This window comes from Phytohabitans aurantiacus, from assembly GCF_027923225.1.
In the GTDB taxonomy this organism is placed as follows: domain Bacteria; phylum Actinomycetota; class Actinomycetes; order Mycobacteriales; family Micromonosporaceae; genus Phytohabitans; species Phytohabitans aurantiacus.
Genome location: NZ_BSDI01000001.1, coordinates 65,341 through 80,831 on the forward strand (window position 1 = coordinate 65,341; position 15,491 = coordinate 80,831).

13 protein-coding genes are annotated in these 15,491 nt (G+C 71.4%); 2 read left to right on the plus strand and 11 right to left on the minus strand.

Features of this window, described 5'->3' with window-relative positions:
- Window positions 1-8 precede the first annotated feature (8 nt).
- Window positions 9-1,262, plus strand: a complete 1,254-nt coding sequence (locus QMG73_RS00305; RefSeq protein ID WP_281891613.1) for a heterodisulfide reductase-related iron-sulfur binding cluster — start codon at window positions 9-11, stop codon at window positions 1,260-1,262.
- Here the strand turns inward: QMG73_RS00305 and QMG73_RS00310 are convergent.
- The 4 genes from QMG73_RS00310 to QMG73_RS00325 form a co-directional block, all read right to left on the minus strand.
- A complete protein-coding gene (locus tag QMG73_RS00310) occupies window positions 1,249-3,372 on the minus strand; it encodes a bifunctional polysaccharide deacetylase/glycosyltransferase family 2 protein (protein ID WP_281891614.1) in 2,124 nt (707 codons plus the stop codon). The genes QMG73_RS00305 and QMG73_RS00310 overlap by 14 nt on opposite strands.
- Window positions 3,373-3,768 carry a hypothetical protein gene (locus tag QMG73_RS00315; RefSeq protein WP_281891616.1) on the minus strand — a complete coding sequence of 132 codons (396 nt, stop codon included), beginning with the start codon at window positions 3,766-3,768 and terminating at the stop codon, window positions 3,373-3,375.
- A 136-nt stretch (window positions 3,769-3,904) separates the two neighbouring features.
- Window positions 3,905-4,636, minus strand: coding sequence for a hypothetical protein (locus QMG73_RS00320; RefSeq protein ID WP_281891617.1), 732 nt, complete (start codon window positions 4,634-4,636; stop codon window positions 3,905-3,907).
- 34 nt (window positions 4,637-4,670) lie between these two features.
- A complete protein-coding gene (locus tag QMG73_RS00325) occupies window positions 4,671-5,273 on the minus strand; it encodes an RNA polymerase sigma factor (protein ID WP_281891620.1) in 603 nt (200 codons plus the stop codon).
- Between the two features lie 282 nt (window positions 5,274-5,555).
- Between QMG73_RS00325 and QMG73_RS00330 the strand changes: the two genes are divergently transcribed.
- Window positions 5,556-6,230 (plus strand): LPXTG cell wall anchor domain-containing protein, encoded by a 675-nt coding sequence (locus tag QMG73_RS00330; RefSeq protein ID WP_281891621.1) that lies wholly within the window; start codon window positions 5,556-5,558, stop codon window positions 6,228-6,230.
- A gap of 62 nt (window positions 6,231-6,292) precedes the next feature.
- On the opposite strand, the gene QMG73_RS00335 is transcribed toward QMG73_RS00330, so the two are convergent.
- Genes QMG73_RS00335 through QMG73_RS00365 form a run of 7 tightly spaced genes read right to left on the minus strand, consistent with a single transcriptional unit; the run spans window position 6,293 to window position 14,933 of the window.
- Entirely contained in the window at window positions 6,293-6,964 is a 672-nt protein-coding gene (locus QMG73_RS00335; protein ID WP_281891622.1) for an FHA domain-containing protein, read from the minus strand.
- The gene (locus QMG73_RS00340) at window positions 6,964-8,256 is read right to left on the minus strand and encodes a VWA domain-containing protein (protein WP_281891623.1); all 1,293 of its coding nucleotides are present in this window, start codon (window positions 8,254-8,256) and stop codon (window positions 6,964-6,966) included. Before QMG73_RS00340 ends, QMG73_RS00335 begins: the two co-directional genes overlap by 1 nt.
- The gene (locus QMG73_RS00345) at window positions 8,253-9,236 is read right to left on the minus strand and encodes a PP2C family protein-serine/threonine phosphatase (protein ID WP_281891624.1); all 984 of its coding nucleotides are present in this window, start codon (window positions 9,234-9,236) and stop codon (window positions 8,253-8,255) included. The genes QMG73_RS00340 and QMG73_RS00345 overlap by 4 nt, the downstream gene beginning before the upstream one ends.
- Window positions 9,233-11,470 (minus strand): serine/threonine-protein kinase, encoded by a 2,238-nt coding sequence (locus QMG73_RS00350; protein ID WP_281891625.1) that lies wholly within the window; start codon window positions 11,468-11,470, stop codon window positions 9,233-9,235. Before QMG73_RS00350 ends, QMG73_RS00345 begins: the two co-directional genes overlap by 4 nt.
- Complete coding sequence (locus tag QMG73_RS00355; RefSeq protein WP_281891626.1) at window positions 11,467-12,651, minus strand: hypothetical protein; 1,185 nt, start codon at window positions 12,649-12,651, stop codon at window positions 11,467-11,469. Before QMG73_RS00355 ends, QMG73_RS00350 begins: the two co-directional genes overlap by 4 nt.
- Window positions 12,652-12,669: 18 nt before the next feature.
- Entirely contained in the window at window positions 12,670-13,641 is a 972-nt protein-coding gene (locus QMG73_RS00360; RefSeq protein WP_281891627.1) for a glutamate ABC transporter substrate-binding protein, read from the minus strand.
- Window positions 13,638-14,933 (minus strand): hypothetical protein, encoded by a 1,296-nt coding sequence (locus QMG73_RS00365; protein WP_281891628.1) that lies wholly within the window; start codon window positions 14,931-14,933, stop codon window positions 13,638-13,640. The genes QMG73_RS00360 and QMG73_RS00365 overlap by 4 nt, the downstream gene beginning before the upstream one ends.
- Window positions 14,934-15,491: the final 558 nt, after the last annotated feature.

The following is a 15,491-nucleotide window of genomic DNA, read 5'->3' on the forward strand; positions in this document are numbered from 1 at the left end:
GGTGGGGCGTGAAGCGCGAGCTGCTCGACGTGTGTGTCCACTGTGGCTTCTGCCTACCCACCTGCCCGACGTACGCGGTCAGCGGTGACGAGGCCGAGTCGCCGCGTGGGCGGATCTACCTGATGAGTCTCGCCGAACGGGGTGAAACCCCCATCGGTGGCGCCTTCACCGAACACATCGACTCGTGCCTCGGCTGCCTCGCCTGCGTACCGGCGTGCCCATCGGGCGTCCAGTACAACCTGCTGATCGAGGCCGCCCGCCCTCGCATCGAGCAGGAGGCGCCCCGCTCTCTTGGGGAGCGGCTGTTTCGGCGATCGGTGTTCGGCCTCTTCCCGTACCCGCGCCGGCTGCGGGTCGCGGCCGTGTTCGGCGTGCTCTACCAACGCATCGGCATCCGCCCCACGCGCCTGCTCAAGCGGCTGCCGGCGCGGGTACGGGCGCTGGAGTCGCTGCTGCCACCGGTCCGGGTACGCGATCTGTTCGCGCGTACACCACGGGCGACGCTGCCATCGGGGTCGGCGCGGCGGCGGGTCGCGCTGCTCACCGGCTGCGCCCAGCGGGTGTTCTTCGCCAAGGTCAACGCCGCCACGATTCGCGTACTGGCCGCCGAGGGCTACGAGGTGGTCGCGCCGCGGGGGCAGGGCTGCTGCGGGGCGCTCAGCCTGCACAGTGGACGCGACGAGGAGGCGCGCCGGTTCGCGCGGCGCACGATCGACGCGTTCGGCGACGGGTACGACGCGATCGTGGTCAACGTGGCCGGCTGTGGCTCGACGATGAAGGAGTACGGCGAGTTGCTGAGCGACGATCCGGCGTACCGCGAACGGGCCGCCGCCTTCGCCGCCAAGGTCCGCGACGTGACCGAGGTACTGGCGGAGTTGCCTCCGGTGGCGCCCCGGCATCCCGTCGAGGCGAGAGTGGCGTACCACGACGCCTGCCACCTGGCCAACGCGCAGCGAATCACCGCACAGCCGCGCCAGGTGCTCGCCGCGATCCCCGGTGTCGAGCTGGTCGACGTCCCCGAGGCGCAGATCTGCTGCGGCTCGGCCGGCGTCTACAACCTGTTACAGCCCGAGACCGCCGAAGAGTTGGGCAAGCGGAAAGCGGCGAACCTCGCCTCGGTGAAGCCAGACGTCATCGCCACCGCCAACGCGGGCTGCCTGCTCCAGATCGGACGGTTCACATCGGACGGCACACCGATCGTCCACCCCGTCGAGCTGATCGACGCGTCCATCCGCGGTGCGGCCACTCCTAAGGACGGGTAGCGGCCGCGTGCTCGGTGGCGGCGCCGATGCGCACTATGCGGTGCCAGCGCAGCCGACCGCCCAGCAGAGCCATCACCGCCGACTGGAACACCACCAGGTACATGAGCTGGCGGTAGACGACCTGCTGGAACGGGAGGCTCCACAGTGGGCCGTAGCGCTCCCGGTCCAGCCGCAGGGCGTACCCGGCGACCAGAGCCTGCATGACCGTGAAGCCGAGCCACACCGCGGCCACCTTGGCGGGCGGCAGGAAGAGCAGCCCGTACAGGCCGTACACGTCGACCATGCAGGCGCACAGCGGCAGCAGCACCTGGAAGAGCAGCAGGTACGACAGGCCACGCCGGCCCAGCCGACCCGCGGCGCCACCCTGCACCAACGCCCTGCGGTGCTTCCACATCGCCTGCATCGTGCCGTAGCACCACCGGTACCGCTGCCGCCACAGCTGCCTCAGCGAGGCGGGCGCCTCGGTCCAGGCGATCGCGTCCGGCGTGTACACCACCCGCCAGCCGGCCCGGATCAGCGCCATCGTGAAGTCGGTGTCCTCGGCGAGCGTCTCGGACGACACGCCCCGCACGTCGCGCACAGCGTCGCGGCGGAACGCGCCGATCGCGCCGGGCACGGTGGGCATACACCGCAGCACGTCGAACATCCGCCGGTCGAGGTTGAAGCCGATGACGTATTCGAGGTGCTGCCAGCGCCCCAGCAGCCCGCGCCGGTTGGCCACCTTGGTGTTTCCGGAGACCGCGCCGACATCCGGGTCTCGCAAGGGCTGCACTAGCCGGCCCACCGCGTCCGGTTCGAAAACGGTGTCACCGTCGACCATCACCAGCAGGTCGCCGCGCGCGTGGGCGATACCGGTGTTGAGCGCGGCGGGCTTGCCGGCGTTGGCCTGCCGGATGACGAAGACGCCCGGGAGCCGCAGCCGCTCCACGACATCGGCGGTGCCGTCGGTCGACCCGTCGTCGACCACGATCACTTCGAGCCTCGGGTAGTCGCTGGCCACCAGGGACCGCACGGTGGCCTCGATGTTCGCCGACTCGTTGTACGCCGGCACGATCACCGACACCGGGCCCAGGTACTGGAGCGGCTGGCGGGACTGCCGGCGTACCCGGCGCACGTGGATCCGCGCACACACGAGCTGGATGAGCAGGCGCAGCAGGCCGAGCACGACCGCCGCCAGCATGAAGGCGCCGAGCACGCGGTCGAGGCCGGCACCGCCCGCCTGCGCCCACCGCAGCGCCTGGCCGCGCCACCGCTGGCCCGCCGAGGCGGCCGGCGGAGCGGCGAGCTTGAGCCCTTCCGAGACGGTGGTGAAGCGGTAACCCTGGCTTTGCAGCCGGGGGATCAGTACGTCGAGCGCGGCGACGGTCTGCGCGCGGTCGCCACCGGAGTCGTGCAGCATCACCACGGCACCGGCGCCCTTCGCCGGCTGGGCGGCCGCCACGATAGCTTCCACACCGGGGCGCCGCCAGTCTTCCGTGTCGCGGTCGGCCAGTACGACCAGGTATCCGTCCGCGCCGGCCTGTCGCATGGCGGCGAACGCGGCACCGTCGACGGCGTCGGGTTCGGACGAGTACGGCGGGCGCATCAGTACCGGCACGTGACCGGTGGCGGCCGCGATCGCGTTGCTGGTGAGCGTCATCTCCATGCCACGCCGCCACGACGGCAGGGCGCTCAGGTCAGCGTGCACGAACGTGTGCGCCCCGATCTCGTGGCCTTCGTCGACCACCCGGCGTGCGAGTTCGGGGTGCCGGTTGACCTGCGCACCGGTCTGGAAGAAGGTGCCGTGCGCGCCGTACTTCGCCAGCACGTCGAGGATCCGCGGCGTCCAGCGCGGGTCCGGGCCGTCGTCGAAGGTGAGCGCGATCGTCTTGGCGGGCATCGCCCGCGTACTGACCGACGAGTCAGCCCCGACCCGCTGGACCGGGCCACCCTCGGTCACCTCGGCGGGTACCGCGCCACCGCTGGCGCCCGCCGCGGGCTGGCCGGCACCCTCACCGCGCACATTGGACACGTACCCGTTGAGACACAGGCCGGCCAGCAGGACGAGCGTGAAAAGAGACAGCAGGAGCCAGTGTGCTTTGGGCTCGCGCCGCTCGATGTGCCTCGACATCTACGCGCGCTTGGTGGGCTTGCCACCGGGAGTGTGCGTCGGCACGTTGCGGTGGTTGGTCTTGCTGGGGCTCGGCGCCACCTGAGTGGTGGTCGCCGGCGCGGGCGTACCCGTCCGGGTCGGTCGCGGTGCGGCGGCCGACTCCGAAGGCGACGGGATCGTTCGCGGAGCCTCGGGCGGTTTCACGGTGGCGACCGGCGCCCGCAGCTGCTCGCCGGCCGATTCGGGTAGCAACGGCAGGCGCCCCGGGCCGGTGCCGGTGAACCCGGCGATCAGTACGAGGGTCGCCAGGGCCAGCGCGGCACCGCTCGCCAGGCCGGCGATGAGAAAGACGCGGCGCCGGCGGCCGGTGCGGTCAACGAAGACCGGGTCAGTTCTCCGTCTGCGTACGTGCATCGCCCATCGCTTTGTTCGCGCGGTATCGAGGACGGGGTGGCACCCCGGTGCGGGTGCGTGCGGCCCACACCGGGGTGCCTGGCTGGCTTCGCAGATCTGGGGGAGGTTGCGAAACCGGCCACAGAGGGGTGCCCCTTTACCCCTTCTGGTGCGGAGTCGTCGTGGGGCGCCCGCGCCCCTTGCCTTCATTGGGATGGCTGGGCTTGGCGGACGGCGGGCCCTGCCCGTTTTCGGCTGGGCCGGCGTCGAGCAGAGGTGCGCAGAACTCGGCGATGTTCGCCTCGCCACCGGCCGCCCGAGACAGGTCCTCGAACGCCTCCGACGCCATCTTCTTGCCGGTCGGGTTCTTCTCGCTGGCATCCCAGGCCCGGCACAGCCCGAGTGTCGCCGGGCTGGAAGGGCTGATGGTGCGGCCGTGGTTGCTCGGGCTGGGCGCCGGAGTGGGCAGCGCGGACGCTGGGCCAGCCGGTGTCGGGGTGGCGCTGGCGCGGCCGGCGGGCGGCACTCCCAGCCCCGAGAACAGGTCGTGGGCGTGCTTCTGGGCGGCGTCTGGCAGGTTGCCGGTCTCGGCGGCCAGTGCGGTGCCACCGAACAGCAGGACGGCTGTGCCCGCGGCCGCCTTGACGGCGATCGACCGGGTCAGCCAGGAGCGGCGCGCGGCCGGCACGGCGGTCTCACCGGCCGTGAGACCGGCCCGCTCGTACGCGGCGACCGCCGCGGCCAGGCCGACCAGCTCGTCGGAGCGGGGCGGGGCCGCCGCCGCGGCGAGCAGGTAGCTCAATTCGGGGTGCGCGGGATTCGAGCCCGGTGCGGAGAGCATCTGCTCCGCCTCGCGGGACCCGATCCGGCGCTTTCGTGCGATCAACATCTTGCCCAAAAGGGCGTCCCACAGGCCCACGGCGTTACACCCCTTCCGGCCGGGCCGAGTTCAGGCCGAGGGAGGGCCGGATCGCCGCCCGCCTCGCCTGGACCTCCGCGTGACCGGCCAGCCGCCGCAGCCCCCGCATCGCGGCGATCCGCACCGCGCCGGGGCGTTTGCCCAGTACCTGTGCCGTCTGCGCCACGTCGAGGCCCGCCACCACGCGCAGGGTGACCGCCTCGGCCTGGTCTTTGGGCAGCGACGCGATGACGCTGAGCGCCCAGTCGGTGTCGGACCGCTGGATGACCTCGGCCGCCGCGTCGGGCGCGCTGCCCGCGATGTCCTGGTCGGTCAGGTCCTGCGGCTCCTCCGGGCGGCGGCGGGCGCGGCGGCGCTCGTCGATCGCGCGGTGGCGCGCGATGCGGAAGAGCCAGACCCGGAACGCGGGCGGCTCGCCCGCGAACGCCCGCAGGTCACGCGCGGCCTGGAGCCACGTCTCAGAGGCCACGTCTTCGGCCGCCTCGCCCACGATGACCCGCAGGTACCGCAGCAGCGCCGGCTGCAGGGCGTGCCACAACGCCGCGAAGGCCGCCGCGTCACCTCGCACAGCGGCCGCTAGAGCCCTCGCGAGTTCTTCGTCGTCCAAAGCATCGATCCCGTCGCGTCTGGATAGCGCCGAGCCAGCAGGCTACACCCTTCCTTCAGGCCCGCCACCAGGGAAGGATCGGCTTACTTGAGCCCGTCGGACTCAAGTACAGAAGGAGCCCGTTACCCAAAATCGGCCATGATCACGAAAAGTGGCCGTTGGTTGGCGACATGCGTCTGCGCGCCCATGGCGATCAGGCCGCTCGCGGGTTCACGGCGACGTGCCTGACCTGCTGCGATCGTGCCTCGAACCTGTGCACAACCTTAAGAGGGGACAGAGACAATGGGGGGACGCTTGCTCGTGCGCCTGGCCACAATTGCCGGCGCGGCGCTCGCGGTGGGGCTGAGTGCGGCATCACCCGCGCTGGCGGCTACGACGATCCCGATCAACCCGGGCAACGTGCCCACCACGGCCGCCGACTACGAGCAGGGGTGCGACTTCGGGGGTGGCCCGTTCGCCGACAAGGACGTCTGGGTCTTCGTCCTGCCCGGCAACTCGGGCGATTTCGTGTCGGTGACCGCGACGTTCAGCACGTCGGGGGGCACGGTCACCCGCACGATCCCGACCGACGGCGGCGCGATCGTCGATGACAAGGGCACCAGCAAGGCGTGGATCGCCACCGCGGCCGGCTGGACGCTGACCGGCGCCACCGCGGAGATCACCGGCACGTCGCCGCAGGACCAGTTCAACCTGACGCACACGTGCGCGGCCAAGGGCAACAGCACGTCGACGCCCACGCCGCCGGCGAGCCCCTCGCCATCGGCGTCGGTCTCCCCCGACACGTCGGGCAGCGCGACCCCGGGCACCACGCCGGGCGCCGGCGGTGGCGGCTCGGGCGACCTGCCGATCACCGGCGCCGGAGTGGCGGGCATCGTGATCTTCGGTGCCGCGCTCGTCGCCGGTGGTGCCGCGCTCCTGGTGCTTCGCCGCCGCCGCGACATCACCCCGATCGCGTAACCCCTCCATGTAGTGATCAGGGCGTCCCTGAAGTTGCTCTAGCGACTTGAGGGACGCCCTGATCATGAGGAGATCGACAGGGCTGTCCAGGCGCCTACGTAGATCGTGTCGCCGCTCTTGAGCGGATGCGGGACGTTCGGGTCCAGCGGGTCCGATGCCGGGTCGTTCAGGTACGTGCCGTTCGCGGACTCCAGATCGACGACGGCCCAGCCGTCGGGCTGCGCGACCAGCAGCGCGTGCATGTGGGAAACGCCCGGGTCTTCTGGCGGCCCGGTCAGGTCGATGTCCGGGTTGACGCCGCGCGAACGGCTGCGCCGGCCGATGACCATCTGCTCGCCGGAGAGCTGGAAGCGGCGCTCGGGCGCGAAGCGCGGGAATGCCAGCGAGCCCGCGTCTTCGCCGCCCATCGCCTTGACGACCTCGAAGTACGTGGAGTCGGCGCGGACGGCAACCTGCCACACACCGGCCGGTGCGGGCGGCGCCGAAACCGGTGGCGGCGCGGGCGTCGAAGCAGGCGGTGCGCCAACCGGCGGCGCCAGCAGGAAGTCGTATCCGTCCTCCTCGCAGAACCGTCCGGTCTGCGAGGACCCGCACACGGGGCAGGTCTTGGCGTCCGGCGCGGAAGCCGGCGCGGCAGCCGGCGAAGCCGACGCCGGCGCGCCGCCCATCCGGGCACCGCACACGTCGCAGTAGTCGGCGGTGCCGGACTCGTGGCCCTTGGGACAGGTCGCCATCAGCCCTCCTCCTGCTTCTTCTTCACCCGCACCGTCACCGTCGACCGCACGTTCGTCAGCTCGGCGTCCACACCGGACACCTGCTTCTTCAGCCGTACCGTGCCGGCCGGCGCGTCGACCACGTCTACCACGCGGGCGAGCAGCTTGGCGGTTCCCTCGTGGCCGGACTCGTTGGCGATCTGCACCGCGCGTCCCAGCTTGGCGGTCGCGGTCTCGATGTCGCCCGCGTCGCGGGCCTCGAGCCCTTCCTGGATGACCGCCGCCAGCTCGGCCTGGCCCGTGTAGTGAGCGACCTGCGGGTTGATCTTCGTGGAGAGCGCGGTGTCGTCGGTCCAGCGCGCCAGTACCAGCTTCTCGGTGAGCACCTGACCGCCGCTGACCAGGCTGACCCGGGCCGCGAGCACCTCTTCGCCGACCACGTCTGGCTCGACCTCGATCGAGACGTGGTAGTCGCGGCTCTCCGCACCCCACGCGCCGGTCGGGTAGTCGCCGATCCGGCCGCTCACCTCGGTGCGCCGGGCGGTCAGGTCTTCCACCTGCGGGTACACCTGCTTGACGAACTTGATCGTCGAGCCGGCCGGCGACCACACGCGCAGCGACACGTCGGCGACCGCCTTGCCCATCGCGCCCTCCGTCATCGCCTGGAACGCGGCGGGCAGTTCCGCCGGGTCTTCGAGGCCGTCGGCCGTGCCGAGCAGCGTCGAGGCGATCAGCCGCAGCTCGCGAGCCACCCAGTCTTCGCCGACACCCCGGCTGTCGCACACGAACTTGCCCTCGCACGCGTCCAGTACCCGCTGGAAGTCTTCCGGGCTCTCGTGCTGGTTCTGGCCGTCGGTGAGCAGGATGGCGTGTTTGACCTCGGCCTGCTGGCCCGCGAAGAGGTAGTTGGCGAGGTCCAGCCAGCGGCCGATGGCGGTGCCACCGTCGGCGCGCAGTCGCTGGACGGCGGCCTTGGCCTCCGCCTTGGTCTGCGCCGACGCCGGCACCATCTTCGCGTCGCCGGGATACACCATGTGAGCACCGGCCGTGCCCGCGATGACCGCGAAAGCGACACCGTCCCGCAGCGTGTCGATCGCGACCGCGGTGGCCTTCTTCGCCTCGGCGATCTTCTTGGCCGGCATGCTCATCGAGCCGGAGACGTCGACCATGATGACCTCGGCAGCGGTGAGCGGCTGCGAGTTGTCGCGCAGGTCGCCGCCCTGCGCGGTCACGGTGATGATGGCGTCGACCACTCGGCCACCCTCAGGCAGGTATTCGTTCTGATCGATCTCGGCCGAGAACTGCGCGGTCATGGCAGGGGTCCTCCTGGGGGTGGGAAGGCGAGCAGTGCGATCGCGATGTTGTCGTGACCGCCGCCGTCCAGCGCGACGGTGGTGAGGTGGCGGGCGGCGTCGATCGGTGACCGGCCCGCGATCGCTTCGGCCAGCGCCGCCGGGTCGGACAGGTAGTGGTGCAGGCCGTCGGAGCAGAGCAGCAGGTGACCCGGTCCGGTCGGGCGCAGCGACATCACCTGCGCCTCCGGATCGCCGGAATCGGCTCCCAGCCAACGGATCAGCGCCCGCGACTCCGGGTCGGGTTCGAGTGCGAGCGGCAACGGGCGGCCGGCGGCGATCAGAGCCGCCATCGAATCGTCGATGGTCATTCCGGCGGCGTCGGAACCGAGCCAGTACGCCCGGCTGTCACCGATCCAGCCCACCGTCACGCCTTCCGGTGTCACGACGCCGGAGACGTAGGTACAGCTCGGTGGCGCGTCGCCGTCGCTCGCCTCGGCGACAGCCCGCGCGGCGGCGGCAGCGGCCCGGGCAGCCTCCACAGTGGCCTTCGCCGGGTCGGCGCCCCGGCTCAGATCCGCCAGCAGTGACGTGAGTCCCGCCTCAGAGGCGTCGTGCGAGGCCGCGTCGGAACGGGTCGATGTGGACACGCCATCGCACACCACGGCCAGGTTGAGCCCGGCCGACCGGCCCACCACGACCGCGTCCTCGTTGCGGCGGCGCCGCCGGCCCTTGTCGGTCACGGCGGCGACGGTGCCCAGGTCCAGCTCCGCGTGGTCGCGCCCCACCGAACGGCGGCGTCCACAGTGGTCGCAGTACGCCTGGGAAGTCGCGAACGTTTCACCACAACCGCCACACGCCGTACCCGACGCGCGCGACGACACCCACACCGTCGGCACCTCCACGCGCGGCGGCTCACCGGTGTCGAGGTTGCGCCCGCAAACCTCGCAGAACCGGTGGTCCGCCTCGCTCGGCGGGCCGTGCTCGGGACAGGCCCTCACGTGAGCGTCCTCGGGCGGACGGCGTTGGCGCGGTCGACGAGCGCGATGCGCGTATCGGGGTCCTGCGCGAGCTGAGCCATCGCCCGGTACGCCTGCTCCAGCCCCAGGCGCAGCCCGCGCTCGCTCAACTCGTGGCCCAGTACCTTGGCGCCCGGTGGCAGCCGGTGCCCCGGAAGCCTCGACCCGTTGATCCAGCCCAGTGCCGCCTCCAGCATCTCCACGGCGAGCCGGGCGCGGCGCTCGACGTCCAGCGTGATCCGTTCCAGCCGGCCGGACGCGGAGACCAGGTCGTCGTGCTTGAGCGCGTGCGCCTCGGCTCTGAGGCTGGCACGCACGCCCGCCACCTGCGCGGCGATGTGCAGGCTGGAGCTGTCGGGCACCTGGTCGAGCACCGAGAGCGCGCCGGCACGGTCACCCGCCGCCAGGCGGATACGGGCGAGTCCGAAGGCGGCGCTGATGTACCCGCGATCCACGCGCCAGACCCGCTCGTAGAGCTTGGCGGCAGCGTCCACGTCGCCCGTGCACTCGACCGCGGCGGCCAGCGCCAGCCGTGCGGCCGGCTCACCGGGCAACTCGTCGTAGACGGCGTCGAACGACACCCGCGCCTCGGCGGCGTTGTCTCCCGCCAGCGCGGCGATGCCCCGGTACCAGTCGATGCGCCAGTCGAACGGGTCGGTCGCGGCCAACTCGTCCAGCCCAGCCTTCGCGCCCGCCAGGTCGCCGCTCTCGATGCGGGCCCGCACCAGCCGGAGCACTATCTCCACACTGGACATCGGTGCCGCCTCCAGCTGCTTCACCGCCTCCGCTGGGTCGGCGACGCTCAACGTGGCAAGGAAACCAGCGCCCGGGTCGAGCACGTCGACCTGCGGCAGCGGCAGCCCGGCGGCCACATCGGACGGACGCAGCTCAGCGACCGTCTCTTCGCCGACCTCGCCCGCCCCCGTGCCGAATGCGCGCCGCTCCGGCGTGAACTGCCGGGACAGCGTCGGCCGCGCGATGCCGTCTGTCGCCGAAACCACCTCGCGCAGCACGCCGAGCAGTTGCTCGCTCAACTCGGCCGCCGACTGGAAGCGCCTGTCGCGATCCTTGTGCGTGGCCCTGCGCAGCAGCCGGTGGTACGACTCCTCCTGCGCCAGCAGCGGCACATCCTTCGGGAGCTCGTGGGCGTACGTGGTGGAGAACCCGCGGAACTCGAAGCTCAGTACCGCCAGCGACCGCCCGACGGTGTAGATGTCCGAGGCGACCGACGGACCCAGCTCCGCCACCTCCGGCGCCTGGTATCCGGGCGTGCCGTACACCGCGCTCACGTCGTCGTCGGCCCGCCGCACACCGCCGAGGTCGATGAGCTTGAGCTGTTCCTCGGCGTGGATCACGTTGTCTGGCTTGAAGTCGCAGAAGATGAGGCCCCGGTCGTGCAGGTAGCCAAGGGCCGGCAGGATCTCGACGCCGTACGCGATGACCTCTGCCAGCGGCAGCACCCGGGCACCCTCGGCCCGCCGCGCCACCAGGATGTCGCGCAGCGAATGGCCGCCGACATACTCCATCACGATGTACCCGATCAGCTCACCGGTCTTCGGATCCGGGTGCTGGACGAAGTCGAAGATCTTCACGATGTTCGGGTGGTCCATCTCGACCAGGAATCGCCGCTCGGTCACCGCGGAGGCCATCGCGTCGGCGTCACCGGTGTTGATGAGTCCCTTGAGGACAACCCATCGCTCAGTGACCGCGTCGCCGACGTTGCGGTCGCGGGCCAGGTAGATCCAGCCCAACCCGCCATAGGCCAGGGCGCCGAGCATCTCGTACCGGTCGTTGACGATGTCGCCGGGGTGCAGGCGGGGCACGAACGAGAACGGTGTGCCGCAGCTGGGGCAGAATCCCTCGACGCGGCCGGGCTTTCCGTCCTTGCCGCGCCCGACCGCCTCGTTGCACTTCGCGCAGTACCGCCGGCCCTCGGCCACCTTCGGGTCCTGCATGACCGCGGTCGCGGGGTCGCGCAACGGCACCCGAGCGATGTCGATCAGACCGGCGCCGAGCCCACCACGCGAAGAACCACGCGTGCGGCCCGAGCTGGCGCGCGTCGACCCGGCACTCACCGTGGCGACAGACGGCACGGACGCGGGAGACGCGGCCGACGGCACGCTCGCCAGCGGCTTGTCGGGCTTCTTGCGCCCGCACTCGTCGCAGTAGCCCTCCGGTCCGTACGACCCGGGACAGTCGGCCCGGACACACCTCATCGGTGTCCCCTCTCCGTGAGTTCGTTGAGGTAACGCTGGTAGGCAACCACCGCGCGGGTTGCGGCCGGCAGGTCGCACGGGCTCGTGTACAACAGCTCCTGCGCGGCCCGATGCAGCTCCGAAAGCTGCGCGTGCTCGGCCAGCGCCATCCGTCCGGTACGAGCCCGGTAGGCGTCGAGCCGGCCGCGCAGCTCGGCCCGGCGTTGCATAAGGCCATCGGCCGCCTGGTGCAGGTGCGCGGCCCGCTCGCGAGCCGCCGTCACCGAACGCTCCACGATGGACAGCTCATCGGCCAGCCGCGGCCACCGCTGCTCGCGGTGGAGCTGGTCGAGCTGCGCGATATGGGCGCGCAAGGCCGGGACCGCGTCGGGCGCCGCCGGCAAGCCCGGGTTCGCGATCTTTTCAAGGGCTATCGAGTACGCCGCCGCCGCGACCGCCTCGGCGTTGGCCACCTCGTCGAGGGCTGCCTTCAGCCGCCGGATGCGTTCCGGATACGCGTCGCGGAGCCGGCTGTAGTCGGCCAGCTTCGCCGCCAACCCGTCCACATCGCGCACCAGGTCGGCCGCCGGACCGACCGGATCCAGCGGGTCACGCATAGCGGCGAACGTCGCCTCCGCCAGCCGTACGTCCAGCCGCTCCACATCGGACCCCGTGGTGGCGTACCCGAGCACATCCGCCACCTGCCTGGCCTGCTCCAGCGCCTTGCTCACCGGCTCGAACCGGTGGGCCGTCTCGGCCTGCGCGGTCTGCACGTCGTCGAGCGTGTCGGTGACCTCGGCGCTGGCCCGCTCCAGCTCCTGGGCGAGTCCCATCGTGGTCACCCAGTTCGGAGGCGGACCGGCGAGCGGATCCTCGACCACCATGCCGTCCGGTCCCAACGGCAGCACCGGGCCACGCAACAGGATGGTCAGCTCCTGCAGCTCCTCGTCGCCCGGGCGGGACCGCTCGGCCCGTACCGCCTTCACCCGGTCGAGCACCGACCTCAACGCACTGAACTGCGACCACAGCGTGTCGACACGCGGCAGCGTCTCGGCGGCCACCGCCTGCGTCGTACCCCGCAGATCGTTGCGGCGCAACACGACAAGTCCCGGATGAGCGTCCACTGTGTACATCGCTGCCGAGATCCGGTCATGCGCGGCCACCAGCCCGACGATGGCGAAATCCACCTCGTCGCGGCTCATCGGCGGCGAAACCATTGCTCAGTCCTGGTATCGGGCGGCGGGCGGCTGCGGCGTGCTGCCCAGCGCGGAGAGCCACTTGTTGTAGAGCCGGGTCCAGGTGCCGTCGGCGCGCAGTCCTTCGAGGACGCCGTTGACGAAGCGCACCAGGTCGGTCGACTCCTTCTTCATCGCCATGCCGTACGGCTCCTCGGTGAACCGCTCCGGCAGTACGACCGTGCTCGGGTCCTGCGCCGCGAACCCGGCCAGGATCGCGTCGTCGGTGGAGACCGCGGCGACCTGGTTCTGCTGGAGCATCACCAGGCAATCGAGGGCGTCGGCGCCCGATACCGGTTTCGCTTGTGGCGCCTTCGCCGCGATGTTGCGGATCGACGTGCTGCCCGTGGCCGCGCACACCTTCTGTCCGGTGAGATCCTTCAGCCCTTTGATCGCCGAGCCCTTCGCCACCAGGATCGCCTGGCCCGCGCTGAAGTACTCAGTGGAGAACGCCACCCGCTGCCACCGGTCACAGTTCATCGTCATGCTGCGGATGACGATGTCGACGGTGTTTTCCTGGATCGCCTTCTCCCGCTCGGCCGTCGTGACCGTGCGGAACTGCACCTTGTTGCGGTCGCCGAAGATGGCCTCCGCGATCTCGTACGCCAGGTCGATCTCGAAACCCACCAGGTTGCCGGTCTTCGGATCGCGGTACCCGAAGCGATAGTTGTTCTGGTCGACACCGACGACCAAGCGGCCGCGCTTCACGATCTGCGCCATCGTCGAGCCCGCCGGCATCCGGCCCGCCGCCGGCAACGCGCCTGACGGCCGCAGGCTTGCACGCGGGTCGCAGGAGCCGGCCGGGGCGGCGGCACCGGAGGGAATGACCGCGGGGTCCTTGGCGTCGACCGGGCGGGGTGCGCCACCGTCGGCCCGACCCTCCGGCAGCGCCTCGGCGGTCGTACAGCCGGCGAGGAACATCGCCGCCACCAGAGCCGCACCGATCGCGCCTTTCATCGGTACTCCGCCAGCCGCCGCTGGATGCCCAGAGCCGCGCCGAGGATCAGCAGGGCCGCCAGCAGCCCGACCCCGATGTCGGCTGCCGTCAGCGCCCCGGCGGCACTGTCCACCTCCCGAGTGAAGGTCTTCCCGTTGTGCTCGATCGCCTCAGCGAGCTGCGCGTCGAGCTTCCCCGCGATGCTCGCCGTCGACGTGGGCTCCGTGCCGATCGCGGCGGTCACCGCGTTTCCGTACTGGCCGCCTTCGTCGAGCGCGCGCAGATCCTTGTGCGCTTCCAGCCACTTCTGCGCCTCGGCGTCCGCCGCCCGCGCGTACGCCTGGGTGGCGTCGTCGGCACCGTCCAGTACCAGAAGCTGGGTGACCCGCGGCATCACCTCGACGTAGTCCTTCTCGAACGCCGCGCCGTTGCCCCGTGCCACCAGCGTGTGCGCCTCGTCGGCCCGGGCCTGCAACGCCGCGATCCGCGCACCCGCCAGCCGGGCCACCTGCGCGGAGCCCTCGTCGCGGCTCGCGTCCAACCGCCCAGCCGCCAGTACCGCCGACACCGCCAGCCAGATCACCAGGACGGCAGCCGCCCCCGTGGCGGCCAGCAACCCGACGTTGAAGACTCGGTTGGTGCGCCGGGTCAGGTACCGCTGCACGACAATGAGCGCGGCGATCGTCACCAGCCCGAGGAAAATGGCGAACCAAGGGAAGGCTCCGGCACTGTCCCGCGCGTCGTCCAGCTCCTCCGAAACCGCCTCGTACAGCGACTGCGCCGCCGGCAGCAGGCTCGACCGCATCAGGCCGGACGCCTCACGCAGGTAGGCGCCGCCGATCGGTACGCCCTGGCGGTTGTAGACCCGAGCCGTCTCGACAAGTCCTGTGTAGACCGGCAACTGGGCGGCAATCTTGGCGACCGCCGCGTCGCCCTCCTCACCGCCGGCCCGTCCGCCCGACACGATCGAGAGGGCGGCGGCCGCGTCGGCGATGTCGGCCTGGTACCGCTCACGCATCGCGGCCGGCTCGACGCCACCCGCAAGGAACGCGCTCGCGGCCGTGGCGTCGGCGTCGGAGAGCGCCCGGTACAGCCGCTGGGCGGCGACGGTCAGCTCGCCGTTTCGGGCGGTCGCTCCGTTGATCAGGTCGATGCGCTGGCGCACCCCGATCGCGCCGGCCAGCCCCGTGGCGAGGCCCAGCACGATGAGTACGGCCATGGCCAGTCCCAGCCGCCCGGGAGTACGGCGAAGACGCCGCTGCACCGCAGGAAGCCGCCGGGCGATCGTCGCCGGTTCGCGAACGAGAGTCACGCTCACCACCTCGGGGATCAAGGTATCCCCGAGGCGCAACCCACCCGCGCGCCCGCGCCCCCGCGCCCCCTTTCCGTCGATCAAGGGCGAATGCACGCGGTTCGATCTCTTTTCCGCGTGTATTCGCCCTTGATCCATGCGAATGCCCTTGATCGCCGGTGGAGACGGCGGCTTTGCCGCCGTCTCCGCCGCCTGCACTGTCGGAGTGCGGCACCCAAGCCCGGCGATCTTGCAGTTGTCATGGCCCAAAGCGGGCATTTCGTCGCGACAACTGCAAGGTCGCCGCGCCGATGCTCGCACCGCGTGGCCCTGTCGTGCGTGACGGCGCGCGACGGCGGTCGGCCGCGCGGGCGCCGCGTGGGACAGCGCGCGAGGACGCGCGGGCGCCGCGTGGGACAGCGCGCGAGGACGCGCGGGCGCCGCGTGGGACAGCGCGCGGGCGCCGCGGGACAGCGCGCCGTGAGCGGCGTCGATCAAGGCCATCCGCGTGGATCAAGGGCAAACGCACGCGGAAACGCGATCGAACCACGTGCATTCGCCCTTGATCGGCGGAAGAGG